At 73.6% G+C, this 25,842-nt stretch carries 19 protein-coding genes and 2 pseudogenes; 11 read left to right on the top strand and 10 right to left on the bottom strand.

The annotated features are described in order from the left end of the window. Window positions 1-18: 18 nt before the first annotated feature. Entirely contained in the window at window positions 19-801 is a 783-nt protein-coding gene (locus GC157_03430; protein ID MBI1376521.1) for an EAL domain-containing protein, read from the bottom strand. Between the two features lie 109 nt (window positions 802-910). On the opposite strand from GC157_03430, the gene GC157_03425 reads away from it, so the two are divergent. The 3 genes and pseudogenes from GC157_03425 to GC157_03415 all read left to right on the top strand — a co-directional run bounded on the left by GC157_03425 (window position 911) and on the right by GC157_03415 (window position 3,731). Further along, entirely contained in the window at window positions 911-1,321 is a 411-nt protein-coding gene (locus GC157_03425; GenBank protein MBI1376520.1) for a universal stress protein, read from the top strand. A 73-nt stretch (window positions 1,322-1,394) separates the two neighbouring features. Further along, window positions 1,395-1,988, top strand: a complete 594-nt coding sequence (locus GC157_03420; protein ID MBI1376519.1) for a Fe-S cluster assembly protein HesB — start codon at window positions 1,395-1,397, stop codon at window positions 1,986-1,988. 291 nt (window positions 1,989-2,279) lie between these two features. Beyond that, window positions 2,280-3,731 (top strand): annotated as a pseudogene (locus GC157_03415) (RNA polymerase sigma factor). A 335-nt stretch (window positions 3,732-4,066) separates the two neighbouring features. Here the strand turns inward: GC157_03415 and GC157_03410 are convergent. The 3 genes from GC157_03410 to GC157_03400 form a co-directional block, all read right to left on the bottom strand. Beyond that, window positions 4,067-4,594 (bottom strand): hypothetical protein, encoded by a 528-nt coding sequence (locus GC157_03410; protein ID MBI1376518.1) that lies wholly within the window; start codon window positions 4,592-4,594, stop codon window positions 4,067-4,069. A 94-nt stretch (window positions 4,595-4,688) separates the two neighbouring features. After that, a complete protein-coding gene (locus tag GC157_03405) occupies window positions 4,689-5,462 on the bottom strand; it encodes a hypothetical protein (GenBank protein MBI1376517.1) in 774 nt (257 codons plus the stop codon). A 385-nt stretch (window positions 5,463-5,847) separates the two neighbouring features. Next, on the bottom strand, window positions 5,848-6,078 hold the full coding sequence (locus tag GC157_03400; GenBank protein ID MBI1376516.1) for a hypothetical protein: 231 nt from the start codon (window positions 6,076-6,078) through the stop codon (window positions 5,848-5,850). Window positions 6,079-6,602: 524 nt separating this feature from the next. Between GC157_03400 and GC157_03395 the strand changes: the two genes are divergently transcribed. Both GC157_03395 and GC157_03390 read left to right on the top strand, forming a co-directional pair. Continuing rightward, a complete protein-coding gene (locus GC157_03395; GenBank protein MBI1376515.1) occupies window positions 6,603-7,490 on the top strand; it encodes a hypothetical protein in 888 nt (295 codons plus the stop codon). A gap of 148 nt (window positions 7,491-7,638) precedes the next feature. Beyond that, complete coding sequence (locus GC157_03390; GenBank protein ID MBI1376514.1) at window positions 7,639-7,824, top strand: hypothetical protein; 186 nt, start codon at window positions 7,639-7,641, stop codon at window positions 7,822-7,824. 78 nt (window positions 7,825-7,902) lie between these two features. Here GC157_03390 and GC157_03385 read toward each other — a convergent pair whose 3' ends face one another. The 3 genes from GC157_03385 to GC157_03375 all read right to left on the bottom strand — a co-directional run bounded on the left by GC157_03385 (window position 7,903) and on the right by GC157_03375 (window position 10,279). Then, the gene (locus GC157_03385; GenBank protein ID MBI1376513.1) at window positions 7,903-8,292 is read right to left on the bottom strand and encodes a hypothetical protein; all 390 of its coding nucleotides are present in this window, start codon (window positions 8,290-8,292) and stop codon (window positions 7,903-7,905) included. 491 nt (window positions 8,293-8,783) lie between these two features. After that, window positions 8,784-9,620, bottom strand: coding sequence for a hypothetical protein (locus tag GC157_03380; GenBank protein MBI1376512.1), 837 nt, complete (start codon window positions 9,618-9,620; stop codon window positions 8,784-8,786). Further along, window positions 9,617-10,279: a hypothetical protein gene (locus tag GC157_03375; protein MBI1376511.1), complete on the bottom strand. Its 663-nt coding sequence runs from the start codon at window positions 10,277-10,279 to the stop codon at window positions 9,617-9,619. The genes GC157_03380 and GC157_03375 overlap by 4 nt, the downstream gene beginning before the upstream one ends. A gap of 155 nt (window positions 10,280-10,434) precedes the next feature. On the opposite strand from GC157_03375, the gene GC157_03370 reads away from it, so the two are divergent. From GC157_03370 to GC157_03350, 5 genes are all read left to right on the top strand, one after another. Continuing rightward, window positions 10,435-12,414: a two-component sensor histidine kinase gene (locus tag GC157_03370; GenBank protein MBI1376510.1), complete on the top strand. Its 1,980-nt coding sequence runs from the start codon at window positions 10,435-10,437 to the stop codon at window positions 12,412-12,414. Next, window positions 12,402-13,061 (top strand): response regulator, encoded by a 660-nt coding sequence (locus tag GC157_03365; protein ID MBI1376509.1) that lies wholly within the window; start codon window positions 12,402-12,404, stop codon window positions 13,059-13,061. The genes GC157_03370 and GC157_03365 overlap by 13 nt, the downstream gene beginning before the upstream one ends. Before the next feature lie 57 nt (window positions 13,062-13,118). Next, the gene (locus GC157_03360; protein ID MBI1376508.1) at window positions 13,119-14,441 is read left to right on the top strand and encodes a DUF1298 domain-containing protein; all 1,323 of its coding nucleotides are present in this window, start codon (window positions 13,119-13,121) and stop codon (window positions 14,439-14,441) included. A 105-nt stretch (window positions 14,442-14,546) separates the two neighbouring features. Then, entirely contained in the window at window positions 14,547-15,509 is a 963-nt protein-coding gene (locus GC157_03355; protein ID MBI1376507.1) for an ATP-binding cassette domain-containing protein, read from the top strand. Then, window positions 15,506-17,176, top strand: coding sequence for a hypothetical protein (locus tag GC157_03350; GenBank protein MBI1376506.1), 1,671 nt, complete (start codon window positions 15,506-15,508; stop codon window positions 17,174-17,176). The genes GC157_03355 and GC157_03350 overlap by 4 nt, the downstream gene beginning before the upstream one ends. Window positions 17,177-17,180: 4 nt before the next feature. On the opposite strand, the gene GC157_03345 is transcribed toward GC157_03350, so the two are convergent. The 3 genes and pseudogenes from GC157_03345 to GC157_03335 all read right to left on the bottom strand — a co-directional run bounded on the left by GC157_03345 (window position 17,181) and on the right by GC157_03335 (window position 20,703). After that, entirely contained in the window at window positions 17,181-18,203 is a 1,023-nt protein-coding gene (locus tag GC157_03345) for an alpha/beta fold hydrolase (protein MBI1376505.1), read from the bottom strand. A 464-nt stretch (window positions 18,204-18,667) separates the two neighbouring features. Then, window positions 18,668-19,588 (bottom strand): annotated as a pseudogene (locus GC157_03340) (hypothetical protein). Then, on the bottom strand, window positions 19,015-20,703 hold the full coding sequence (locus GC157_03335; GenBank protein ID MBI1376504.1) for a gfo/Idh/MocA family oxidoreductase: 1,689 nt from the start codon (window positions 20,701-20,703) through the stop codon (window positions 19,015-19,017). Before GC157_03335 ends, GC157_03340 begins: the two are co-directional and overlap by 574 nt. Here GC157_03335 and GC157_03330 point away from each other — a divergent pair. Further along, entirely contained in the window at window positions 20,546-25,840 is a 5,295-nt protein-coding gene (locus tag GC157_03330; protein ID MBI1376503.1) for a hypothetical protein, read from the top strand. The genes GC157_03335 and GC157_03330 overlap by 158 nt on opposite strands. The last annotated feature ends 2 nt before the right edge of the window (window positions 25,841-25,842 follow it).

Raw genomic sequence — 25,842 nt, 5'->3', positions numbered from 1 at the left:
CGCCCGGGGCCGAATCGGTCAGCGAGGGCGGGGCACCGGCGCGCCCAGCAGGGCGCCCCGGCCGTACACCGCGCCGAGGGACCGGGCCGCCTCTCGGGCCCGGTCCGAGTCGACCCCCAGTGCCAGCACCGACGCGCCGACGCCTGCGGCGAGCTCGAGCCAGCCGGGCAGCGCCGGGTCCTGCGCGCGGCCGGGCATGGACAGGTCCACCTGCACGTACGCGGGCCGGATCCGCGCGGCGAGCCGCTGCGCAGCGGCCAGGGCGGTCGTGCCGAGGAGGTCGGCGTACACCATGTGCCAGCCCCACCCGTGCATCTCGTCGACGGCCGCGAGCATCCGCGCCTCGTCGTCGAAGGAGTCCGCGTGCAGCTCGGCGCACACGGTGAGCGCGCGGCGGCCGCGCAGCACCGGCACGGCCAGCCGGGGCGGGCACGGGGACCCGAACGTGTCCGGCTCGGGCGTGAGGTGCAGCTCCCCGGTCAGGCCGGAGTCGAGGGCCACGTCGAACGTGTGGGCGCGGAAGGCCCAGTCGAGCCGTTCGACCAGCCCGAGCTCGGCGGCCTGCGCCAGCAGCGAGAGCGTGTCGGCGATGACCGTGCCGGGGGCACCGCGACCGGTCGCCTTCCAGCCGAGCAGGCCCGCGGCGTCCCCGGGTGCGGCGTCCAGCCGGCGGATCGGGGCGAAGTCCGGACCGAGCAGCGCCGGCTCGGCGATGAGCCGCTCCACCATCTCGCGCGTGCGCCGGGTGCGGTCCAGGTCGGCGGAGAGAGCCTCGCCGGGGCGAGGGAGGGCGTGGGTCACCGGGGAGGTGTCGGCACCCCTCCGCGCGTCTTGAGCCTCCACCCCGGGGTGCGAGGCGCTAGGTTCGGCCGAGCGGACGGGACGGTCCGGAGTCCGCGGAGGAGGAATGATGGGAGAGATCGGCAGCCCGATCGTCGTCGGTTACGTCGAGACCCCGGAGGGACGGGCCGCGCTCGACCGCGCCATCGCCGAGGCGGAGCAGCGCGGAGCGCGGCTCATCGTCATCAACTCCCACCGCGGCGGGGCGAGCCTCGACCGCGACACCGCCGTCGAGCTCGACGAGAACCTCGACGAGGTGCACCAGCTCCTGCACGAGACCTCGATCGACCACGAGGTGCGCCAGCTCGTCCGCGGCGTGGACCCGGCCGACGACCTCGTCGCCGTCGCCGAGGAGGTCGACGCCGACCTCATCGTGATCGGCCTGCGCAAGCGCAGCCCCGTGGGCAAGCTCATCCTGGGCAGCAACGCCCAGCAGGTGCTGCTCGAGGCCTCCTGCCCGGTGCTCGCGGTCAAGGCCTGAGCCGTCCGCTCCCCGCGTCCCACCCGGACACCGGGTGTGGGCGCGCGCCGTGGCTCGGCGCTACCGTGACGACGTGACGAACACCGCCTCGCAGCCGTCCCTGCGGCTGTGCTTCGACCCCGACGGTGACGCGCTGCTGTCCCGCGACCCGTTCGCCCTGCTGATCGGCATGCTGCTCGACCAGCAGATGCCGATGGAGCGCGCCTTCCTCGGCCCGTGGAAGCTCGCGCAGCGGATGGGGACGCCGCAGCGGCTCGACGTCGCGGCGATCGCCGCGTACGACCCCGAGGCGTTCGCGGCGCTGGTCGCCACCCCGCCGGCGGTGCACCGGTTCCCCGGCTCGATGGCCGGCCGGATCCAGGGCGTGGCCCGGCACGTCGTCGTGGAGTACGCCGGCGACGCCTCGGCCATCTGGCGCGCGGTGCCGACCGGCCAGGCGCTCTACGAGCGGCTGGTGGCGATCCCGGGTTACGGCGACCAGAAGTCGCGCATCCTGCTCGCGCTGCTCGGCAAGCAGCTCGGCGTCCGGCCGCGGGGCTGGCGCGAGGCCGCCGGTGCCTACGGCGAGGCCGGTTCCACCCGCTCCGTCGCGGACGTGGTCGACTCGGGAAGCCTTTCGGCCGTCCGAGCGTTCAAGAAGGAGCAGAAGGCCGCTCTCGCGCGCTGAACCTCCGCGTCCCGGTGCTCAGGACCACGCCGATCGGGTCCCGAACGACGCCGGCACGGGGGACGCCCCACGTCAGGACCCCACCTCCGCGGGACGCCGCCGGTCCGTCCGGTCCGCGTCCTGTGCCGAGGCATTCCGCACGGCGTGTGACAATGGTGCGCGGTGAGCCCCTTGCGCACCGGTTCACCTTGCACGCCCCAGCACCTCCAGGTGCGCACACGCCCGAGGACGAGAGGTTCGTTCGTGCCGTCGAAGTCGACCAAGGCCACCTCCACGACCGCCCCCGCGAAGGCCACGAAGGCCGCGCCCGCGGCGAAGACCACCAAGGCTGCCCCCGCCGCGAAGCCGGCCAAGGCCGCGCCCGCCGCGACGACCAAGACCGCCGGCAAGGCCGCCGCTCCCGCGCCCAAGACCAAGCCCGCCGCCACCACCAAGGCGGCCAAGGAGGCCGCCAAGGCCCCGGCGAAGGACACCCCGGCCAAGGCCGCGAAGGCCGCCAAGGCTCCCGCGGGCAAGGCCGCCGCGAAGGGCGCGACCCCGGTCGACCCCGGGGTCGAGGCCACCGAGGACGGTGACGAGGAGGTCGACCTCACCGCCATCGACGCCGAGGGCGACGCGGACGCCGAGGGCGACACGGAGCTGAGCGACGACGAGACCGCCGAGCCCGACCTCAACGAGGCCGCCGCGCTCGAGGGCGAGCTCGAGGCCGAGCTGGCCGAGGACCTCGCCGAGGTGCAGGGCGAGGAGAAGAGCAAGGAGGACGAGGGCGAGACCTTCGTCATCTCCGACGTCGACGACACCGACGAGCCGGTGCAGACCGTCACGGTCGCCGGTGCCACCGCCGACCCGGTCAAGGACTACCTCAAGCAGATCGGCAAGGTCCCCCTCCTCAACGCCGAGCAGGAGGTGGAGCTCGCCAAGCGCATCGAGGCCGGCCTCTTCGCGGAGGAGAAGCTCAACTCCGGCATGAAGATGAATGCGACCCAGCGCGGCGACCTGGAGTGGATCGCCGAGGACGGGCGTCGCGCCAAGAACCACCTGCTCGAGGCCAACCTGCGGCTCGTCGTCTCCCTGGCCAAGCGCTACACCGGCCGCGGCATGCTCTTCCTGGACCTCATCCAGGAGGGCAACCTCGGTCTCATCCGCGCGGTGGAGAAGTTCGACTACACCAAGGGCTACAAGTTCTCGACGTACGCGACGTGGTGGATCCGCCAGGCCATCACCCGCGCGATGGCCGACCAGGCGCGCACCATCCGCATCCCGGTGCACATGGTCGAGGTCATCAACAAGCTCGCCCGCGTGCAGCGTCAGATGCTCCAGGACCTCGGGCGCGAGCCCACCCCGGAGGAGCTGGCCAAGGAGCTCGACATGACCCCCGAGAAGGTGGTCGAGGTCCAGAAGTACGGCCGCGAGCCGATCTCGCTGCACACCCCGCTCGGCGAGGACGGCGACAGCGAGTTCGGCGACCTGATCGAGGACTCCGAGGCCATCGTCCCGGCCGACGCCGTGTCGTTCACGCTGCTCCAGGAGCAGCTCGACTCCGTGCTCGACACGCTCTCCGAGCGCGAGGCCGGTGTCGTCAAGATGCGCTTCGGGCTCACCGACGGGCAGCCCAAGACCCTCGACGAGATCGGCAAGGTCTACGGCGTCACCCGCGAGCGGATCCGCCAGATCGAGTCGAAGACGATGTCCAAGCTGCGCCACCCCAGCCGCTCCCAGGTGCTGCGCGACTACCTGGACTAGACGGCACGCCGAGAATCCGATGAAACCCCCTGCGCCGCAGGGGGTTTCATCGTTCCGGCTCGGATCCGTTGCCCCGCACAGCGCTTTGGTTGGTCTCAGGACTAGGCATAGGGGTTCAGCGGCGCTCTCGCAAGAGGAAGGATCGGCCAGTTGAGTGCGCCGGGTCGGGTCAAGGCCACTCCGCGTATGGCAGGTGGCAAGACAACGGTCGGCCGCGGGCAGACGCATCCCCGGACCAGCTCCTGCCCAGTCAAGGTCGACACAGCCGTGTCATTTGCTGGTTGTTCACGTGGCTGGTGACTTCGTCTCGGGTCAACTGGATGGTGCGAGGACGGCTACCGGAAGAGGTATGTGCAGGTTTCGCGGACAGCCGCCTGGCTGAAGTCCAGTGGATGTGGGACTAGTGAGGGGGACTGAGCTCCGTCGCCGTTCATGTAGCAGCCTCCGTCGCCCCATACGTACACTGCGCCGGTCGTGGAGATTGCAGTTCCGGCGGCCAGTTGTCTGAGCGCTGGGAGCCCTTGGATCCGTACTGGGCGTCGTCGCGCCGTAGTGGTTCCGTCGCCGAGGGCGCCGTTGTAGTTCTCGCCCCACGCCCAGGCGGTCCCGTCGGTCTTCAGGGCAAAGAGGGAGAACCCTTCGGGATTGGAGGTCAGGTGGCGCACTCCGCGCATGACGCGCGCGGGGGAAGACCGTGGTCGAGTGCTGCCGTCTCCCAGGTAGTCGGGGAACCGGCCCCACGAATACACATCCCCGGTCTTGGTTACGAGGAACTTGTCCTCCACGCTCATGGCAAGCTGCGCCACGTTCCGCACTGGCAAGCGGAGCGCGCCCTTGCCCAGGTGCTGGTAGCTGACCCGCACGCCCTCGGCTTGCGCGTCGAGGCAGGCTTCGCCGACGTGAACCTCAGTTCGGCGGTCGCGGCGGGCGTGAGCGGCCGGCCGCGGCGCTGGCGGGTCAGGGCAGCCGCTTCAGGGTGGCGCGCATGACCTTCTGGGTCAGGCCGGGGGCCAGACCGGTGCCGAGCACGATGTGCGCGACTGTGATGGCGTTGTTCCCGACGGCGGTGATGGCGAACTGGGCGGTGAACGGGAAGCCCGACGAGGTCGCGTTGAGCTGGAAGGCGAAGGTCTGGTCGCCGAGGTTGGGGAACTTCAGGGCGGTGATGTGAAACGTGGTCGTCTGGCCCTTGGAGTCGAGCGCGGTGAACGTTGGGCAGGCAGTAAACGCGGAGGCGATCTTGCCGAACGCGCTGGTGTCCAGAGGCTGCGGGTAGGACTCGACGGTGACGGTCACGAACGGGCCGAACAGGGCGCGTTGGTAGGAGCGGTCGGCCTTGGCTGCGGGCTTGCCGGTGGCGTTGCTGTTCAGGGCGTCGAAGATCGCCTGGCAGGACTTCGGGCTGTAGGTGGTCTTGCTGCTGCTGGTGGTGCCGGGCGCGGACTGCTGGTCGATCTTCCATCCGCTGCCGAGCGTGGACGCGGGCGGGAGCGCGGCGGTGGCCTGCGCTTTGGTGAGCGGCTCGGGTGCCGGGGTGGGGGTGTCGCTGGGGGTCGGCGAGCTGTCGGTGGGTGTGGCCGAAACGGAGGGGTCGGTGGCGCCGCTGGAGGCGTCGAGGGTGCTGGCGCCGCCGACGGTCAGGGCGTCAGGTGACTTGCTCGAGCAGCCGGTCAGGGCCAGGGCGATGGCCAGGACAGCGGTGGCTGCGGCGGCGGGCCCGGCTCGGCGCATGGTGTGGACTCCCCGTTCGTGTCGTGCGTGACGCTCGGAGGCTAGCGCGCGGCAGGGACGGAAGGGCTGTGTGCGGCCGCGGCGGCGGCGTGGCGTGCCGGCCGATCGCGGTCGCTGGTCGCCGGGGTGGCGCGGGTCAGGGTCGCTGGCCCCACCCGGGCATGGCGTCGTGGACGCGGCCGTCGAGCTCGCGGCCGGACTCGTCTCGAACTTGGGATGAGCCGTTCGTGTGCTCATCGGAGGCGGTCGCCTCGGGCGTGAGCAGAGCCATGTGCCGACGTCGGCGCTCATGCTGCTGCACGAGGGGCCAACGGGGACAGCCACGGCGGGCGCGAAGGTGCGCATCTCGTGGGTCACCGGCCGTGCAAGACACGGCACCCCACCCTCAGCGTTGATTGACCTCGCGCCAGGGGACCGTCTCGTTCGTCCACCTTCCTTCATCCCAGCAGTACCAACGCGGCTTCTTCCGATACGGGATGATCGGGATCCAGAACAGAGTGAGCCATCCCTTGCGGGCGATCAATCTGTGGTGTTGAGACGCGAAGAACTGCCCGCACATGCCGTCGCGAGCCGCCAAGATGACCTGGCGCTCCCGCCACCCCCAGATGATGAACATGGCTTCCAGCCTTCCAATCGGGGTCTGAAATACCGTCGGCCGGCTGTAGGACATCGGCGCCGAGGAAGTGTGGCTTTATCCCGGAACCGCGAGCCGAGATTCGATCCGCCTGACAAGTGACGTTTGCCGATCTCCCTCCCGAAGCCGTCGTCTGGGGTGTGTCCACCCGATGAAGTCAGTTGCGCGGTTGGCCGCGTTCCGACGCGCGTTAGCCGGCCCGGGATCGCCGTTCGCGTGGTCCCCGCCACCCAAGGGAACGCGTGAGGGGATCGCGGCCGAGACTTGGAGGGGCCGCGTCAGCCCGACCCAATAGTCCTCAACGAGGCGTCGAGCCACACCGTCTCGCGCGACCAGAAGTTGGAACACGGTCAGGCGGCCCGTGCGAGGGCGAGATGAAGGTCACAAGTGCTGCTAGCCCGATAGAGGTGGGCGACCGCGCGGCTGCTGAGACTCCGCTGAGACCTGTGGGTACGGTGAGGAGGGAAGTTGATCATCGCGCCCCATCGGGCGCCCACAGAAGGACCGTGGACGGCAGTTCCTTCCTTGCCGGTGTGACGGGGAGGTGGCAGAACGAAGCGGTCCAACACGAGGAACGGGACGTCTCGATGAACCGCAAGATCCTTTCCGGGCTGGCTCTGTCTGCCGTCGCACTCCTGCTCGCCGCCTGTGGTGGCTCCAACGCACCGGTCGCGACGGATTCGGGCACGTCCTCAACACCACCAGTGGGGGAGCAGTCGTCTTCGCCCTCCGGTGAGCAGTCGTCGACTGGGGACGGAGCGGTGCAGCCACTGCCGTTCAACGCCAGCGGGCTCCTCGGAGGCAACGCCAAGCCGAACTTCCCGGCGGGTGAGCAGGGCAAGGTCTCGGTTGTTCAGATCGGGCCGATGGAGACGGACAGCGGAACGCTGCTGTTCGCGTTCAGGAACAACACCAGCGAGGGCATCTCTCACGTGGACTGGACGGCAACGGCGACCAGCGGCGGCAAGATCGTCGGCACTGGTAGCAGCCAAGGCGGCATCCCGGCGCAGGTACAGTCCGGCGAGGTCGGGCTCTCCTACATCTACTTCGACAACGCCAAGGCGATCCCCAAGGACGCCAAGTACGAGTTCACCGTTGAGACCACCCCGGTGGACACGAGTTCGTACAACACGGCGCCCATGAAGGTGACGCAGGCGAACCTCGTGGGCGGCTCCATCGTCGGAGGCGCCACCAACGCGACGGACGCAGAAGCCACCGGTCCATACAGCGTTGAGATCTACTGCTTCAAGGGCGACAAGATCCAGGCGAAGCACGGAACCTTCGCCGAGCAGCTCGGCAAGATCGCTCCCGGCGGCAAGGTCACCTTCTCGGAGGACCTGTTTGGCGACAAGTGCCCTACGTTCACTGTCGGCGTCAGCGGCTTCTTCTCATAGGCCGAAGCCAGGGTGGCCACTCAGGCGCAGACCCGACGCCAGGGGACCTCGTCCGCGCGTTGGGCTACCCGCGTGGCGGGAGTTTCACCGCGACGGCCGGACGGGTCGTTGAGTACGAGACGGCGCCCGGTACGGCCGGAGCGGAACGGTGCTGGCGGTTAGTGCTAGGGCCGAGCCGGGCAGCTCAGGCGGCCCGTTGGTCGACGACGATGGTCGCGTGGTCGGTGTCGTCTTCGCCATCGACCTGCAGACCGGAGACACCCTAGGCATCCCCGTGTCCATGCTGGAGGCCGCGAACCGGTCCAGTTGGAGGAGCGCGGCGACACGCTGCTGACTCACGCGATGGGGTCAACATAAGCGGGTGCTGGAACGGGCACGACACCGGGAGCGAGGCAATCACACGAGCAGGCTGCTAGAGGATGAAACAGGTGCCGATCGTGCTTGAGGCCACGGTGCCGTTGACGAAGGGGCCTTGCACGGTCCCATTGACGATGAGGGGCCACGTCGGCAGCGTCACGTTGGCCCTGATCGTGCCGGGAGGACATCCACCCCGGTTCAGCACGAGCGCGCCGACCAGGTTGGTGGCCGGTTGGCCGCTCGGGCCTCGAGGGCCTGCCGGCCCTTGCGCCCCAGTAGCCCCAGCCTCACCCGCGGGGCCGGCCGGTCCGGGAATGGCGGTGTACTTGGCCGCAAGTGCCCCCGCGAACGGCCCAACCACGACTGCTACAGCCGCCAGTATCAGCGCGACACGGGCGAGTCTCCGAAGTCGACGAACTTCCTGAATCAGGTCGGAATCGTCCATGGCCGCCGACCCTAGCGGAGGCACCCGATGACCACGGCCGACCAACGAGTGATCCGGCGCGCCAGGCTCGTCGTCGCAGGCATGTGCGCAGGCCGAAGGGGGCCGAGCATCCGTCCGTCGATGCTCGACTACCGGCTGCATAGCTCGGGTGTGGGTCGAAGGACTTCCCGTCGACCCACACCCGAGGCGCGAAGTACGAAACTGCGAGTGGCCTCAGTCGAGTTGAAGCCCTGGACGTGACCGACCACCTCGCCCTGCACCTCGCCCACACCGCCGCAGACGCCGCCACCACCCGCCTGCACGCCATCCTGCGTCCGGTGAGGCGGGTGGCCGCGAACAGGGTCGCGGCCTGGACTAGCAGCTCCGCGAGACCTGACGAGACCCCCTGCCCTGTGCAGGGGGTCTCGTCGTCTGCGGGCACGCCCGCGGGAGGCGGGATCTCCACGAGGAGCAGGTCCTCAGGGTCCCCGGGGCGAGCGGGCGGCCTGGCGTCAGGTGCGGTGCCAGGTGCCGGTGAGGATGAAGGCCCGTCCGCCGCAGGGGTCGGGGCTGAGCGGTGCGAGCGTCAGGGCGTTGCCGTCGCCGCTGATGCGGTAGGTGTAGGTGTGCACGGGATCCGGCTCGTCGCAGAAGGCACCGCCGTACTGGTACTGACCGACGACGGGTTCGTTGATGTCGGCCCAGAGCTTCACGCGGCCCGGGCCGGTCCAGTCCAGGTCCTGGTTGGCGCCGCCGCCCTGCGGGTCGCCGATGTGCCAGCCGAACGTCTCCGCCGTGATGGTCCACACGCCGTCGGCCGACGGGTCTCCACCGGAGACGGTGCGCGCCCAGGTGATGCCCTTCCAGGCGTCCGGCACGGCGGGCGGTGCCGAGACCGTCGCGGTGACCACGTCGTCGGCACTCGTCCCGTCCGAGAGCGTCACGACGGCGCGGAACGTGTGGCGGCCGGCGGGCAGGAAGGTGGTGACCAGGTTCCCGCCGTCGTTGGAGTAGTCGTACGGCGCGTTGTGCTCGACCCAGCCGAGCCTGCCGTCGATGTAGAAGGACACGTTGTCGACCGCCGCGCTCCCGGTCACCACCGGGGTCGCCTCCCACGGCAGCCGCTTCGGGAGAGTGGTGCGACCGTCCAGCGTCGAGGTGATCGTCACGCCCGACGCCGAGGCGGAGCTGGAGCCTGAGTCCGACGCGGACGGGCTCGCGCTGCTGGGCGCCGGGGCGGAGGCGGTGGAGGGACGGGGAGGCAGCGAGCCCGTGGAGGTGCCGCAGGCGGCCGACGACAGTGCGAGAGCAGCGGCGGCGATGAGTCGGGTGGATCGTGTCGTGCTCATGCGAGGGTCGCCTTCCGGTCCGTCTGCCCGCCGGCCGCTGCGAGCGCGGCCGACGGCTCTGCGCGGCGGGCGAGGGTCACACCCGTGATGACGAACCACACGGGCGAGACCAGGAACACGACGACACCCACGGGACCCATCAGGCACATCACGCCGAGCGCGGTCGTCACCACCGCCAGCCACCGGGGCAGCGCGCCCGTCGCGATCGCCCCGATGCCCAGCCCGAGGAACATCGCGGCCGAGGCCACCACCCAGGGGACCCACGAGAACTCGGACAGGAAGGCGAGGGTCACCACGACGTCGGCGTGGCCCTTGGCGGCAGCGTCGAGCGTGCCGAGCTGCACCGCTGCGTCGGCGCTCGACCCTGCCGCGAGCGCGACCATCCCGCCGAACGCGACCGAGGCGTAGCCGCTGCGGTGGGTCCCGTGGGCCGTCAGGCTGCGCCGCACCGCGCCGGCGAAGAAGAGCACGAAGAGGGCGAGAAGCGCTGAGGCCACGGCGATGACGACGCCGATGCCCTGGTGGGAGGTGAGCCACGCGAGACGCGCCGGGTCGTCGGGGGTGTCCGGACCCGTCTCGAGGTAGCCCTCGAACGCGAAGCAGACGCCCGCGAGGACGCCGGCCCACGGGAGGAATCGATCGAACCTGCTGGCTGCCATTGCTGCTCCTCTCGCCCGCGGCGCTCGCCGCCGCGTTGCTCGGATTCGCGCAGGAGCATGGCCGCCGGGGTGCGCCCGGGGATCCGGGGAAGCACGGGACTGGGATCCGTGGGATCACGGAGTCCCGCACGGGCGCCGAGCCCTACCGTTCTGCCATGCCATGGCAGCGCTGGACCGCGTACCTGGTGGCCGTCGTCGCGGTCCTGGCCGGGCTGGCGGCGTCGGTGGTGGCGCTGCGCTGGCCGGAGACGGGCGCGCTCGTCGAGGTCGCCGTCGGCAGCGTCGTCCTGCTCCCCGCCGTCGGCTTCGGAGTCGCGCTGGCGACGGTGCGACCCACCAACGTGGTCGGCCTGCTGCTCGCGCTCGTGGGAGCCGTGCCGATCGTGATCGTCCTCCTGGGCGATGCGTACCAGCAGGCGCATGCGCTCGAGCCCGACGCGCTCCCGGTCTCGCCGTGGGTCGCCTTCCTCGCCGCAGGCGCCTGGATGTGGCTGTATCTGCCCGGGGCGCTGCTGATGCTGGTGTTCCCGGACGGGCGGCCGCTCGGTCGGCGGTGGCGGGCCGTCGGCGTCGCCCTCGTGACGGTCCCGGTCCTGTTCGAGGTGCTGGTCGGTCTGCTGGACAGGGAGCCCGACCGGCCCTACCCGGACGTGCCGGTCCTGGGACCGGAGTCGGTGCCGGACTGGCTCGGCGCGGTCGCCTCGGTCCTGCCGCTCGTCTTCATGGCGCTGCTGGTCGCCAGCGCGGCGTCCATGGTGGCCCGGCGCCGCCGAACTCACGACGTCGCCGTCCGCGCCCAGCTCCGCTGGTTCGCGCTCGGCGCGCTGATGCTGCCGGCCACCCTGCTGCTCTGCTGGGTCTCGTACCTGGTGCTGGGCACGTCGGACCTCGTCGTGATCGGCCTGCTCGCGACGCCACTGGTGCTCACCGTGGCGACAGCGATCGCCCTGCTGCGCTACGACCTCTACGACGTGGACCGGGCCTTCAGCGCCGCGATCACGGTGGGGGTGATCGGGACGGTGCTGCTCGCCGTCTACACCGCGGTGGAGGTGGTGGTGGGCCTCACGATCGGCGGACGCTCGCCGGGCGCCGCTGCTGCCGCCACGGCGGCGTGCGCGCTCGCGCTGTCGCCGTTGCGCCCGCGCGTGGCGTCGGCGATCGGTCGCCGGATCTACCCGGCGCGCGCTCAGGTGCTGGTCGCGCTGGGGGACCTGCGCCGTCGGATCGAGGACGGCTCGGCCGCCCCGGAGGATCTCGAGCCGGTCCTGCGTGCTGCCCTGGCCGCGCCGCAGCTCCGCGTCGGGTACCAGGTGCCGGGCCGGGGCGGTCTGGTGGATCGCTCCGGGGCCCCCTTCGCGGCGTCGCCGTCGGCCGTGCCGGTCGAGCTCAGCGGGACGCGCATCGGGGTGCTCGTGCCAGGTCCCACGACCTCGAGCGCCGCGCTCCTGCGCGAGGTGGCGCGGGAGGTCGCCACGGTCGTGGAGGTCACCCGGCTCCGCCTCGACCTGGCCGTGGCCCTGAACGACGTCGCCGAGTCACGACGCCGCCTGCTGCTGGTCGGGTACGACGAGCGGCGCCGGCTGGAGCGCGACCTGCACGACGGCGCGCAGCAGCGACTGGTGTCGCTGGGCATCTCGTTACGGCTCGCGCAGTCGCGCATCGCGGACTCCGACCCCGAGCTGGACGGACTGCTGGAGCAGGCGGTCGCCGAGCTGCAGACCTCGGTGTCCGAGCTGCGCGCGCTCTCACACGGCCTGCGGCCGGCGGCCCTCGGCGACGGCCTGGCAGCCGCCCTGTCACTCCTGGCCGCCGCCGTTCCGTTGTCGGTGAGCCTGGAGACCGACTGCGACGACGTCCCGGACGACGTGGCGACCACGGCCTACTACGTGGCGGGTGAGGCGCTCGCCAACGTCGTGAAGCACGCCGGCGCCGCGACCGTCACGATCCGGGCGCGCCGGTCGGAGGGGTCCCTCGACCTCGTGGTGCAGGACGACGGGCGCGGCGGCGCGAGACCCTCCGAGGGAACCGGGCTCACGGGCCTGGCCGACCGGGTGGCCGCGGCCGGTGGGCGCCTCGCGGTGGAGAGCTCGGGGCAGGGCACGACCGTGCGGGCGGTGATCCCGTGCGTGTCGTGATCGCCGAGGACGCCGCGCTCTTCCGCGAGGGGCTGGCGCGCCTGCTCGAGGACGCGGGGCACGAGGTGGTCGGCCGGGCGGCCGACGCGGAGGCGTTCGTCGACGTGGTCCGGCGCACCCGGCCCGACATCGTGGTCGTGGACATCGAGATGCCGCCGCACCTCGGTCACGACGGCGCGCGGGCGGCGAGCCGGCTGCGCGAGGACTACCCGGACCTCGCGGTGCTGCTGCTGTCCGCGCACGTCGAGACCCAGCACTCCGTCGAGCTCATGAGGTCGGGGCGGTTCGGCTACCTGCTGAAGGACCGGGTCCTCGACGTCGAGGACTTCCTCGACGCGCTGCGTCGCGTGGGCAGCGGCGGATCGGCGCTCGACCCGGAGGTCGTCACCCGGCTCCTGGGCCCGCGCACCAGCGAGGACCCGCTCTCGACGCTCACCCCTCGCGAGTGGGACGTGCTCTCGCTCATCGCCGAGGGGCGCACGAACCGCGGCATCGCCCGCCGGCTGTGGCTCACGGAGCGGACCGTGGAGACGCACGTCGCGAGCATCATCGCGAAGCTGGGTCTCGCGGACGACCACGAGCACAACCGGAGAGTCCTCGCCGTCCTGGCCTACCTCCAGAGCCGAGTGACCCCACCACGGCGCTAGGCGCACCCAGCCCCCGCGCGACTCGCCGTCCCGTGACGGCGACACTCGGAGCGACGGGTGGTGGTGGTCGTGGCCCGGCGGCTCTCGGCGCTCGATGCGTCGTTCCTCGCACTGGAGACCGACGACGCGCCGCTGCACGTCGGCGCGCTCCTGGTCCTCGAAGGGCCGGCGCCGGACGAGGCCCGGCTGCGCAGCGACCTCGGTCGACGCGTGTCCGCCGTGCCGGCCTGCCGCCGACGCATCCGGTCGCGGCGCGCGGACCCGCTGCGCCCGATGTGGGTCGAGCAGCCCGGATTCGTGCCCGAGCAGCACCTGCACCTCGTCCGCCCGGACCCGGCCGCCGCGCATCCACCGTCCGACGAGCATGCGGCGTGGCGCGACCAGGTCGTCGACCTGATGTCCCGCCGGCTCGACACGGCGCGGCCGCCGTGGGAGGTCTGGCAGCTCGGTGGGACGGGCGACCGATGGGCGATCCTCGTGAAGGCCCACCACAGCCTGGTCGACGGCGTCACCGGCTCGGGGCTGCTGGCCGCCCTGCTCGCGCCCGACCCGTCGGGGCAGCCGGCCCGCGGGCGTTCGGCGCAGGTCCGGGCCGCCGCCGCCGCGCCCCTCCCACCGCGCGCCGTCACCTGGCGCGAGCGTGCGCGACGCCTGCGCCAGGCCGTCCGCACCGTGGCGGTGCCCGACCTGCCGCCGAGCGTCCTCAACGGCCCGGTGGGATCGCACAGGAGCTGGGACTGGGTCACCGTCGACCTCGACAACGTCACCGGGACGGCGAGTCGTGCCGGGTGCACCGTCAACGACGTCTACCTCGCCGCGCTGGCGGGCGGGCTGCGCTCGGTGCTGCGCGAGCGCTCCCTGCTCGCTCCCGCCACCCGCGTGCGGGTGATCGTGCCCGTCTCGCTGCACGGCGGGGGAGCGGACGCGCGGCAGGGCAACCTCGACGCCGCGATCTTCGTCGAGCTGCCGGTGCACCTCGGCACCGCGCGCGAGCGGCTCGCCGACGTCGCGGCGCAGACCCGCCGGGCGAAGGCCGACGGCGTCGCGCTGGCGACGGAGGCGCTCGTGCGGGCGGCCGACGCGGTGCCCGCGCCCGTGCTGCGCCGCGCTGCGCGCTCCTACGTGCGGCGCGGCCAGGCGCGCGTGAACCTCGCTGCGTCCGACGTCCGCGGGCCGGTGGAACCCCTGTCGCTGTGCGGGTGCCGCGTCCTCGAGGTGGTGCCGTGCACACCGCTCGCGCTGGACGTGCGCGTCACGAGCGCCCTGATGTCGTACGCCGGCCGCGCCTCCCTCGCCGTGACTGTCGACTCCGCCGTGCTGCCCGACGCCGCACCTCTGCTCGCGGCCGTCGTCGACTCGCTGGCGGAGCTGGGCTCGTGACCTGGACGGTCCGCGTCCGTCGCGTGGACTCACCATCCGCCGCTGCCTAGCCTCAAGAGCGAGGGCGGTGCCGGGGACCCTCGCCGCCGCCCGTGGGGAGGGGCCATGGACGGCACCGCGATCCGCACCCGGGGGCTCACCAAGAGGTTCGGCGACGTGCTCGCCCTGGACCGGCTCGACCTCGACGTGCAGCGAGGGGAGATCTTCGGCTTCCTCGGGCCCAACGGTGCGGGGAAGTCCACCACCATCCGGCTTCTGCTCGGACTGCTGCGGCCCACCGCGGGCGAGGCGTGGATCAACGGCGTGCCGGTGGCCGACGTCGAGCGGGCGCACCGCAGCGTCGGCTACGTCCCCGGCGACGTGTCCCTGTGGCCGCAGCTGACCGGCAGCGAGGCGCTGCACCTGCTCGGGCAGCTGTCCGGCGCGGTCGACACCCACTTGCGCGACGAGCTGATCGAGCGGCTCGACCTCGACCCGAGCAGGCGGATCCGCTCCTACTCCAAGGGGAACCGGCAGAAGGTCGCGCTCGTGGCGGCGTTCATGACGCGGCCCGACGTGCTGCTGCTCGACGAGCCGACGGTGGGCCTCGACCCCCTCATGCAGGCCGAGTTCCAGTCGCTCGCGCGCGAGGCGTCCGCGGCCGGGCAGACGGTGTTCCTCTCCTCGCACCTGCTCGACGAGGTGGAGGACCTCTGTTCGCGCGTGGGGATCCTGCGCGCCGGTGTGCTCGCGGAGGTGACGACGCTCGAGCAGCTGCGCGCGATGACGACGCCGATCTTCGAGGCGACGGTGTCCGGCGAGGCGCCGGCGCTCGACGACCTGCCCGAGGTGGCCGACGTGGAGCCGATGCCCGGCGGGATCCGCATCACCGTGGCCGGACCGCCGTCCGGGGTGCTGCGCCGTCTGCTCGACGCGGACCTCGTGCGCCTCGAGAGCCACCCGCCGAACCTGGAGCAGATCTTCCTGACCTACTACGACACCACGGAGGCGCAGCGCCGCGCGGTGGCCGCGGCCCACGGCGGCACCGCGGGTCAGGGGGCGCAGCCGGGACCGGGGAGCGCGTCATGAGCCACGTGATGCAGCAGCCGACCGCGGTGGCCTCGCACTCCCACGTGCAGCGTCCGGTCTCGCCCGAGCCGCGCGGGCACCCACGCCGCGCGGTCGCCGCGCTCAGCGTGCGGCAGGTGCGGCGCTCCACCCTCGTGATCGCCGCGATGGTCGTCGTGTGGGTCGTCGTGGAGGTCGCGTCGTTCCGCACGGCCTATCCCGACGGCGTCTCCCCGACGCAGTTCGCGATGTTCGCCGACAACCCCGCGGTGCGCATGATGCAGGGCATCCCCTACGACATCGGCACCGCGGCAGGCTTCACGGTGTGGGACGCCGGGTGGCTGCTCACGCTCCTCATGGCGATCTGGGGGTCCCTGACCAGCACCCGGCTGCTGCGCGGCGAGGAGGAGTCCGGCCGCGCCGACCTGCTGCTGGCGGGCCCGCTGCGCCCTGCCTCCGCGATGCTCGTCGTGCTGGGGATCACCTCGGCGGCGGCGCTCGTGCTGGGCTCGGCCGTCGGCGTCACGCTGGGCGCGGCGTCGTCGGAGTGGAGTGGGGCGCTGCTGTTCGGGCTCGTGATCGCGGGCACCGGCGTCACCTTCACCGCGGTGGGCGCGCTGGCCTCGCAGGTGTTCGACGTGCGCCGGCGCGCAGCCGGGCTGGCCCTGGGCCTGGTGGGCCTGGCATGGGTCGTGCGCATGGTCGTCGGAACAGACGACGGACGGCTGTGGCTGCGGTGGCTCACGCCGTTCGGCTGGCTCGACGAGCTGCACGCATTCGGTTCACCCGCTCCGGCGGCGATCCTGGCCTACGCCGTGGCCTGGGCGTCGCTCGCCGCACTGGCCGTCGTCCTCCGCGGCCGGCGCGACGCCGGGTCCGCACTGCTGGTGGACCGCGCCGCGCCGCGACCGCGGCTGCGTGGACTGTCCGGCCCGACGGCGTTCGCGTGGCGCACGACGCGCGGCACGCTCCTGGCCTGGGCCCTGCTGCTCGCGGCGTACTCCGCGGTGTTCGGCGGCCTCACGGTCACGATGGTCGACTGGCTCGAAGGTGACGAGCAGTACCGGAACCTGCTCGAGCAGTTCGGCTTCGGCGACATGCTGTCGGTGCGCGGCTTCATGGCTGTCATGACCTCGTTCTCGCTGCTCGCCATCGTGCTCCAGGTCGCCTGGCGCGTGGGCGCGGCGCGGGTGGAGGAGGAGGCCGGCCGCCTCGACGCGGTGCTGGCCCGGCCAGTGTCGCGGCTGCGCTGGCTCGCCGGGCACGCGGTCCTGGCGCTCGTGGGCGGCATCGCGCTCCTCGTCGTGGCCGGCGCGGCCACCTGGCTCGGCGCGGTGCTCGCCGGGTCCGAGGAGGTCACCTGGACCGACGCGCTGGCGGCCGCGCTCAACGGCGCGCCCGTCGTGCTGCTCGCCGCCGGCCTGGGGGTCGCAGCCTTCGGGCTGGTGCCGCGCGCCACCGTCGCGGTGCCGGCCACGGTGCTGCCCGTGGCCTACCTGCTCACCCTGCTGGGCCCGGCCCTGAGCTGGCCGTCGTGGCTGCTGGACCTCTCGCCCTTCACGCACCTCGCGCTGGTGCCGGTGCAGCCGTGGGGTGCGGCGGCCGGCCTGGTCATGTGCGCGCTCGGCGTCGCGCTGCTCGTGCTGGGCGCGGTGGCGTTCCACCGCCGGGACCTCCAGACGGCGTGAGTCGTCAGACGCCGGCCTGCGCGGCGTCGGCGCGTGCCGCCAGTGACAGCAGGTCGGCGGCGCACCGGTCGGGCTGCTCGGCGTGCAGGTCGTGGGCGGCGCCCACGTACCAGAGCAGCTGCGAGTCCGGCAGCGCGTCGCGGGCGCCGGTCGCGGGAGTCGGCCCGTCGGGCACCTGGGCGACGGCGGCCATCAGCAGGGCCGGCACGTCGACCCGCGCGAACAGCGGACGCGGGTCGTCGTCGTAGAGCGACCGCACGATGGAGCGGTGGTGCGCGCGCGACAGGTGCGGGCGCACCGTGCCGTCCGGCTCCACGCGGAAGTTGGCGAGCATGGCCCGGCGGCCCTCCTCCGGCCAGCCGCGGTTCCAGTCGCGGGACCGGCGCTCGAGCTCGTCGAGGGTGAGGTGGTCGAGGTGCGGCGGCTCGAAGGCGTCCCAGCACTCCTCGAAGGTGGCGAACCGGTCCGAGAGGTGGATCCAGCCGCCGTCGACCAGCCCCAGGCCCGCGACGCCGCCGTGGCGCGCGGCGAGCGTGAGCACCACGTTGCCGCCCCACGACTGCCCAACGACGACGGGAGACCGCGCGCCGCTCCAGCCCAGGACGCCGATGAGGGCAGCGAGGTCGGCCGCTGCCGTCGTCGTGTCGTAGCCGTCCGCCGTGACCTCGGATCGGCCGTGGCCGCGCTGGTCGACGGCGAGCACCTCGTGCCCGGCGTCGGCCAGCCGACGGGCGACCCCGTCCCACAGGTGCGCGTTGCTGGCGAGTCCGTGCACGAGCAGGAACGGCCGCAGCGGGCCGGGGGCGCGGCGCACCGCGAGCCGCGGGCCGTCGGGCAGCGCCACGTCGCCGTCGGCCAGCTCCGGCAGCGGCCGCGGAGGTGTGGTGCCGCTCACGACGTCGCCCCCGCCCGGATGCGGTCGAGCGTGCCCGCGACGGCCGCCGACGACGAGAGGGGCAGCACCCAGGAGTCGCCGCCGGCCACGCGGTCGGACACGGCGTCGACCATGAGCCCGTACGCGTCGCACGGCTCGAACCGCTCCTCGCGGGAGCGGCCGTCCTCGGTCACCAGGAGCGTGGCGGGCTCGCGCCACGACGTGAACGCCGGGTGCGGCACCTCGATCCGGGTCGACCCGGCGGTGACCACCCAGCCCTGCGACTCCTCCTGCTCGAACGACCCGGTCAGCTGCGCCGAGCCGCGAGCGGAGCGCAGGTCGGCGCTCGTCGTCAGGTCGACCCCGGTGGGGCCGACGTGGACCGATGCGCCCACGACGTCGACGTCGTCGCCGAGGGCGAGCAGTGCGGCAGCGGCCGCGTAGCAGCCGACGTCGAGCAGCGCCCCGCCCCCGTGGCGCGGATCGAGCCGGTAGTTGTCGTGGGGCACACCGGGGAAGGTGAACCAGCTGCGCGACTCGACCGGCGCGTCCAGCCCGGCCAGCAGCGCCTCGACCCGGCGTGTGCGCGGGTGCCAGCGGTTCCACGACGCCTCCACGAGCAGGCGGCCGGCGGAGTCGGCCGCGGCCCGCATGCGCTCGACCTCGGCGGCGTCGAGGGCCAACGGCTTCTCGCACAGCACGTGCTTGCCGGCCTCGAGCGCGCGCAGCACCCAGGGCAGGTGCGCGTCGTTGGGCAGCGAGACGTACACGGCGTCGACGTCCTCGGCCGTGCACACGGCGTCGTAGGAGTCGACCGCGCGCACCGGTTCCAGCGCCGATGCGCGCGCGAGCTCGCGCGCCGCCACCACCTGGAGCACGGCGACGCCGGAGGCGTGGACGACGGGGGCGACCCCGCGGGAGGCGACGAACCCGGCGCCGAGGAATCCCCAGCGGACCGGCCCGGTCACCGGGGCTCCACCGGGCGGCCACCGGTGTCGGCCGAGATGCGCGCGGCCTCCATGACCGAGAGCACGCGTCGCGACTGCGCCGCGGTCACGCTCATCGGCAGGCCGAGCCGGAGCCGGTCGGAGAGCTCGTGGTGGAACGGGTACGCCCCGGACGCCGGCGTGGCCAGGCGCGTGACGCTGCCGTCCGCGGCGTGCAGGTCGAGCAGCGGCGGGGAGTCGGCGGGGGCGAGCACGTCCTCGACGAGCGTGCCGATGTCGTTGCGGCCCACGATCCGCTCGGTGCGCCACTGACCCACGAGCGCGCCCTCGGTGCCGAGCACGTACCACCGGGGCTTGAGCGCGGCGGCGAGGTCGGAGTGCACGAACTCCGCCTCCGCGCCGTCGGCGAAGCGGACCGTCACCCGCGAGTGGTCGGCGTTGGTGACGTCGAACCAGCGCAGCTTGTGGGCTGCGGCGGTCACGTGCTCGACCGGCCCGGGCACGAGGTCGAGCACCTGGTCGAGGACGTGCGAGCCCCAGTCGTAGAACGCGCCGCCGGAGACCCCGGCGTCGGAGTGCCACAGGTTGCACGGGTGCCCGTAGCCGCCCACGAACGTCTCGACGTGGAAGAGCTCGCCGAGCAGCCCCGCGCGAACGGCCCGGCGCACCGCGAGGTGGTCGGGGTCGAAACGCCGGTTCTGGTAGACGGCGACCAGCAGCCCGGCCGACGCGGCCTCGGCCATGACGAGGTCGGCCTGGGTGGTCTCGAGCGCGAAGGGCTTCTCGAGGATCACGTGCTTGCCCGCCTCCAGCGCCCGCAGCGCCCACTCGGCGTGGCTGCTCGGCGGTGTCGAGACGATGACGAGGTCGACGTCGTCGCGCGCGAGGAGCTCCTCGGCGCGGGTGGACGACGCGACGCCGGGCGCTGCCGCGACGGCGGCGGCGAGCCGCTCCGGCGAGGTGTCGCACACGGCTGCGAGCTCGAGGCCGTCGACCGCGCGCACGGCCCGGCTGTGCTCGTGCCCGATGGCTCCGTAGCCGAGCAGCCCGACGCGGACCGCGGACGGACTGGCCGTGCCCGTGATGCGTCGCAGCAGCTCGAGCACCGTCAGCGCCGTCTCGCGCGACGACACGGCCGCGTGCCGCGCGCCCAGGGTCCAGGCCGCGGTGCGGGTGGCGGCGCGCCAGGTGGCCACCGGCTGGGCCGCGAGCCCGACCCACGCCTGCTGGAGCACCTCCACGTCGTCGCGCACCTTGTCCACGAGGAGCACCCGGTCGCGCACGTGCAGGTGCGGCTCGACGTGGTCGCCCGCGGCGTGCACGTGGCGGGCCGCCAGGGGATGCCCGGGGCCGCCGTGGACACGGACGTCGTGCACCGGCGTGGCACCGGTGACGTGCAGGCCGGCCGCCTCGGCGAGCAGCCCGGTGGGGTCGGCGGCCTGGAGGCTCGGGCCGGCCAGCAGCACGGGCAGCCCGGCCGAGGCCAGCCGCTCGGCCACCGCGCTCTCGAGCGGGTGGTCGGCCCACACGACGACGGCGTCGGCCTCGGTGCTCAGCACCGCCCGGGCATCGCCCGTGGCCTGGAGCCGCAGCGCCGGGCTGCCGGACAGGGCCTCGGCGGGTCCGGCGAGCTCGCGCCGCAGCTCCTCGACCGAGGTCGCGAGCCCGGGGTCCTGGAGGTCCTCGATCCACAGCAGCCGAGTCACCCGCACGACGGTAGGGCAGGCAGGACGGTCCCGACAGTCGAGCCGCCGGGCTCGCGCGTGGAACGGGACCTCGTGCACGGCACGTGGTCCCGTCGGGTGGTGCCCGGGCCGGCCGGCGTCGCCGTGGTCCGGCCCGGGCGGTGCGTCACGGCGTGGCCTGGCTCGGCACCTGCTCGCCGTACACGGTCCCTCCCTCTCCGTAGGCGGCCGTCCAGGGCTCGACCGTCGGGACCTGCTCGGCGTACGTGGTGCTCCCGGGGCCGTAGGCGTCGGTCCAGGCGGCCGCCGCCGCGGGCACCTGCTCGCGGTAGGTCTGGGACCCCGGCCCGTAGGCCGTGCCGTACAGCTGGACCGCCGACACCGACGGAGCCGTGGTGGCGGGGGAGCTCGTCGAGCTCCAGGGCTGCAGGACGAGCAGGACGACGCCGGCGACCAGCACCGCCACGGCGAGGACGCTCGTGACGATCCAGGCGGTGCGCCGACCCCTCTTCTGCGTCGTCGTCGGGTGCTCGACCGGCCCCGTGCTCGGCGCGGACGGGATGTGCAGTGTGGTGGACATGGTCTCCGCCTCCTCGTTCCATGTCGCCGTCCTCCGGTGACATCTCCACGGTGGCCCGGAGCGGTTGCAGCCCGGTGGCACGCCGGTTGCTGCGCGGCTGAAGCGCCGCCGGAGGCAGGTCGCTGCGCCAGGACTCGCGCGCGGGTGCGTGTCTACGCTCGAGACGTGCGGTTCGGGGTGCTCGGCACTCTGACGGTGTCGGACGACGAGGGGCGCGCGCTTCGGCTGGGGGGACCGGCCAGACGCCGGCTGCTCGCCGCGCTCGTCGCCCGCGCACCGTCGCCCGTGCGGGTTGACACCCTCGTCGACGACCTCTGGTCCGACGTGCCGCCACCCACCGCCGAGCGCACGCTGCACAGCCACGTGGCGCGGCTGCGGTCGGACCTCACCGCCCTCACCGGCGGCTCGCCCGTGCTCACCGAGCCGATGGCGTACCGGCTCGCGGTGGACCCGGGGTGCATCGACTCCGTGCGGTTCGAGCTCGGGCTCGAGCAGGCACGCGACGCCCTCGGCGAGGGCGACGCCGCCTCTGCCCTGGACCAGCTCGACCGTGCGCTCTCGCTCTGGCGCGGAGAGGCCTACGCCGAGTTCCCCGACGCGCCCTTCGCCGTGATGGAGCGCACCCGCCTGACGGAGCTGCGCTCGCTCGCGCGGGAGTGGCGCGCGGAGGCAGCGCTGCGCCTGGGGGAGAGCGCGTCCCTCGTCCCCGAGCTCGAGACCCGCGTGGCCGGCGAGCCGTACCGGGAGCGCTCGTGGGAGCAGCTGATGCTCGCGCTGTACCGCTCGGGGCGCCAGGCGGAGGCGCTCGCGGCGTTCCGGCGCGCCCGCGACCTCCTCGTCGACGACCTCGGCGTGGAGCCGTCCGACTCGCTGCGCGAGCTGGAGTCGCGCATCCTCGACCACGACCCGGAGCTGCTGCTGGCGGCCGCCGACCTCGCGCCGGCGATCCCGCCGCGGCTGGCACGGGAGCCCGTCCCCGGCGCCGTCGTCGACGAGCGCGTGGACGACGACGGCACGCCCACCCCCGAGCCGGCCCCCTCCGGGCCGTGCCCCTTCCCCGGGCTGGCCGCCTACGACGAGTCCGACGCGGACGTGTTCGTGGGCCGGGAGCGGCTCGTCGCCCAGCTGGTCGGGCGGCTCATGGACGACCGGCTGCTGGTCGTGGTCGGCGCCAGCGGGGTCGGGAAGTCGTCGGTCGTGCGGGCCGGCGTGGTGCCCGCGCTCCGCCGGGGCGCCGCCCCCGGCAGCGCCGCCTGGCGCATCCGGGTCGTGTCGCCGTCGGCAGGTCTCGACGACGCCCTCGAGGAGGCGCTCGCCGGCGACCTCGACCTCCTCGTCGTCGACCAGGCCGAGGAGCTGTTCACCCTCGCCGGCGGCGGCGGCGCCCCGGGCCGTCGGCTCGCGTCGGTGCGCTCCCGCGGGACGCGGCTCGTGGTGGTGGTCAGGACGGACTTCTACGACCGGCTGCTCGAGCTCGACCTCGTCGCGGGGCGCATCGGGAGCGCGACGGTGCTCGTCGGCGTCCCGTCGGAGTCGGACCTGCGCCGCGTCGTCGTCGAGCCGTGCGCGCGTCGCGGGGTCACCGTCGACGACGAGCTCGTCGACCGGATCGTCGCGGAGCTGCTGGGCAGGCCGGGCGCCCTTCCGCTGCTCTCGGAGTCGCTCCGGCAGGCCTGGGGGCACCACGCCGACGGGCGCCTGACGACGGCGGACTACCGGGCCGTGGGAGGGGTGCGCGGAGCGCTCCAGTCGACGGCCGAGCGCGCCTACGCCGAGCTGGACGAGCCCGCCCGTGCGGCGGCGCGTCGGCTGCTCCTGTCGCTGACCACGAACAGCGGCGGGGTGTGGGTGCGGCGTCCCTCGACGATCGCCGACCTCTGCCCCCCGGGCGACGAGCCGTCCGTGCGCGCCTTGACGGCGCTCGCGCGGGCCCGCCTCGTCACCGTCGCCCCCGGCGACGCCGGGCCCGTGGCCGTGGAGCTCGCGCACGAGGCGCTGCTCGACGGCTGGCCGCGCTTCGCGGCCTGGCTGCGCGACCGCGCCGTCATGGCCGAGCAGCTCGACCAGCTCGCCGAGGCCGCGCGCCGGTGGGAGCAGGACGGCTGGAGCGACGACGACCTCCTCCGAGGACCCCGGCTCGGATCCGCTCTGGCCTGGGAGGAGCGCCATCCCGACGACCTGACCGGCCGGCAGAGGGCCTACCTGGAGGCGTCCCGGGCAGCCGTGCACCGGGACATGGACTCCGAGCGCCGTCGTCGGCGGACGATGACCGTGCTCGCCGCGGGGTTCGCGGTCACCGCCCTGCTGGCCTCCGTCGTCGGCGGGGTGGCCCTGCGCGCGCGGCAGCAGGCCGACGAGGTGGCGACCACGGCGGAGGCCGGCCGGCTCGCCGCGCAGTCGTACGCGGCGCCGGACGCGCGCTCCGCCCTGCAGCTCTCGCTGATGGCCTCGGCGGTCCAGGACTCGCCCCAGACGCGCGGCGCCCTCTTCTCCGCGGTCCAGCGGGAGCGGGGCACCCGCTACCGCATCGCGACCGATCGCGCGCTCACGTGGCTGGGCGTGCCTGCGGCCGGAGCACCGCTGCTGGCGCTGGACTCGAGGGACAACCTGCTCACCCTCGACGCGTCCACCGGCTCGGTGGTCTCGAGCGTCGCCGTACCGGCGTCCGGCGGCGTCGCCGACCTGAGCCGCGACGGCCGGACCGTGCTCGCGGCGTCCGCAGCGACACGCCTGTCCTCGAGCCGGCTCTGCCTCGTCGACGTGGGGTCCGGGTCGTGCGTCTGGTCGCTCACGCGCCGGATCGTCCCGACCTCCGGCTCGGCACCGGCGGCCTTCGCCGAGGGCGACCGCTGGGTCGTGGCGCTCGAGCACCGTCGGCCCGAGAACGTGTGGACGTACGACCCCGCGCAGATGCGTGCCGACACGGTGACGGTCTACGACAACCGCAACCGTCTCTTCGCGCCGCGAGCCCTGAGCACCGGGGTGGAGCCCACCGCGATCGCGACGGGGGCCGATCGGGTCGCGATCGCCTACGCCGACGGCCTCGTGGTCGTACGGCAGCTGCCCACCCTCCGCCTCGTCGACCTCGTGCGGATGCCGTCGCCGGTGCGCACGCTGGCGATGGCGCCCGACGGCGCGCACGTCGGCGTCGTGCTGACGTCCTCGCCGTTGCTGCCGCGCGTCCTCGCGGTCGGCAGCATGCGCGGCATCCAGGTGACCGGCCGCTCGCTGGCCGCCGACTCGCTCCTGCTCCGGTTCTCACCCGCCGGGGACATGCTCGCGGCGGCCGGCAAGGACGGGTCGCTGCTGGTGCTCTCGACCACGACCGGGACGACGGTGCTCAGCGGCCAGGGCGACCCGGGCGCGACGACGGGCCTCGTCTGGGCGGGGACGGCGGCGGACCCGCTCGTGGTCAGCGCCGGCGGCGGGGGACAGGTGGTGGGACGCGACCTCGACCAGCTGCCGCCCGGGCTCGAGCTCGGCGTGGGCCCGATCCCGGCCGACGGGTACGTGGCCGCGGGCGACGTGGCCTGGTCCACGCGGCTCACGCCGGGCGCCGTGCGCGTCGTCGCGATGGACCTGGCGTCGCACGCCACGCTGCTCGACGTCGCGGCGCCCATGCAGCCCGACGAGGTCGTCGTGCGGTTGTCGCTGTCCGCCGACGGGAGCCGCGGCGCGCTGTCCACCCAGATGCCGGGAGGCCGCGGGCACTTCCGCGTATGGGGCGTCGGGGGCACGCCCCTGCTGGACACGACCGAGCGGTGGGCCTACCCCGAGTGCCCGCTGACCGCGGTGCTCTCGGCGGACGGGCGCACCCTCTACCAGGTCGTCGGCGCCACGTCGGTGCGCGTCGTGGACCTCGCGTCGAACCAGGTCGCCGGCGTCCTGGACGTGCGCATCCCCCTGGCCGGCAGCGGGTACGGCTTCCCCTCCCTGCTCGGCGAGGACGGGACGGGGCTCCTCGTCGTGGTCGGGGCCGGGGTCACGCCGGCGCCGAGCACCCCGGACGGCACCGTGCGCCCGGCGGTCCCCGACTCCGTGGCGGCGGTGTCCGCGTCCACCGGCGCGGTGGCCGCGTACCGGGTGATCGGTGACGACACCCCGACGACGTGGGCGCTGTCCGCGGACGGGGCGCTGCTCGCGCTCGGCACGGACGACGGCGTCGTCGCGGAGCACGCGTGGCCGTCGCTGACGAGCATCGGACGGGTGCCCAACGCCCACGAGGGCGCGGTCACGGCCCTGTCCTACAGCCGTGACGGGGCACTGCTGCTGACGACGGGCTCGGACGGGAGCATGCACCTCTGGGACGCGGGAGCACTGGACGCGGCCGGCAGCCCGGTCCGGCTGCGGTCCGTCGGACCGCTGGCGGCGTGGTTCGCGGGCGGCGACCTGATCAGCGGGTACCTCCCGCTCGACGCCCGCTCGCACGGCGCCGACACGACGTTCACGATGCCCGGTGACCCCGCCCAGTGGCGGGACGCCGCGTGCCGCATCTCGGGCGGCGTCTCGGCTGCGGAATGGCGGGCCTACGCGGGCGCGTGGCCTGTCCTCGACCCGTGCCCGGCCCCTGTCGGGTGAGC

The sequence above is a fragment of the Frankiales bacterium genome (assembly GCA_016125335.1).
Classification (GTDB): domain Bacteria; phylum Actinomycetota; class Actinomycetes; order S36-B12; family CAIYMF01; genus Longivirga.
Note: the sequence above shows the minus strand (reverse complement) of the source record. Positions and strands in the feature narration are given on the sequence as shown.

Bases quoted from the DNA above. Each gene is read 5' to 3' on its own strand.
- GC157_03385 (MBI1376513.1), bottom strand. From the start codon at position 8,292: ATGGACGATTCCGACCTGATTCAGGAAGTTCGTCGACTTCGGAGACTC.
- GC157_03355 (MBI1376507.1), top strand. From the start codon at position 14,547: ATGGACGGCACCGCGATCCGCACCCGGGGGCTCACCAAGAGGTTCGGC.
- GC157_03405 (MBI1376517.1), bottom strand. From the start codon at position 5,462: ATGCGCCGAGCCGGGCCCGCCGCCGCAGCCACCGCTGTCCTGGCCATC.
- GC157_03370 (MBI1376510.1), top strand. From the start codon at position 10,435: ATGCCATGGCAGCGCTGGACCGCGTACCTGGTGGCCGTCGTCGCGGTC.
- GC157_03400 (MBI1376516.1), bottom strand. From the start codon at position 6,078: ATGTTCATCATCTGGGGGTGGCGGGAGCGCCAGGTCATCTTGGCGGCT.
- GC157_03380 (MBI1376512.1), bottom strand. From the start codon at position 9,620: ATGAGCACGACACGATCCACCCGACTCATCGCCGCCGCTGCTCTCGCA.
- GC157_03375 (MBI1376511.1), bottom strand. From the start codon at position 10,279: ATGGCAGCCAGCAGGTTCGATCGATTCCTCCCGTGGGCCGGCGTCCTC.
- GC157_03350 (MBI1376506.1), top strand. From the start codon at position 15,506: ATGAGCCACGTGATGCAGCAGCCGACCGCGGTGGCCTCGCACTCCCAC.
- GC157_03425 (MBI1376520.1), top strand. From the start codon at position 911: ATGGGAGAGATCGGCAGCCCGATCGTCGTCGGTTACGTCGAGACCCCG.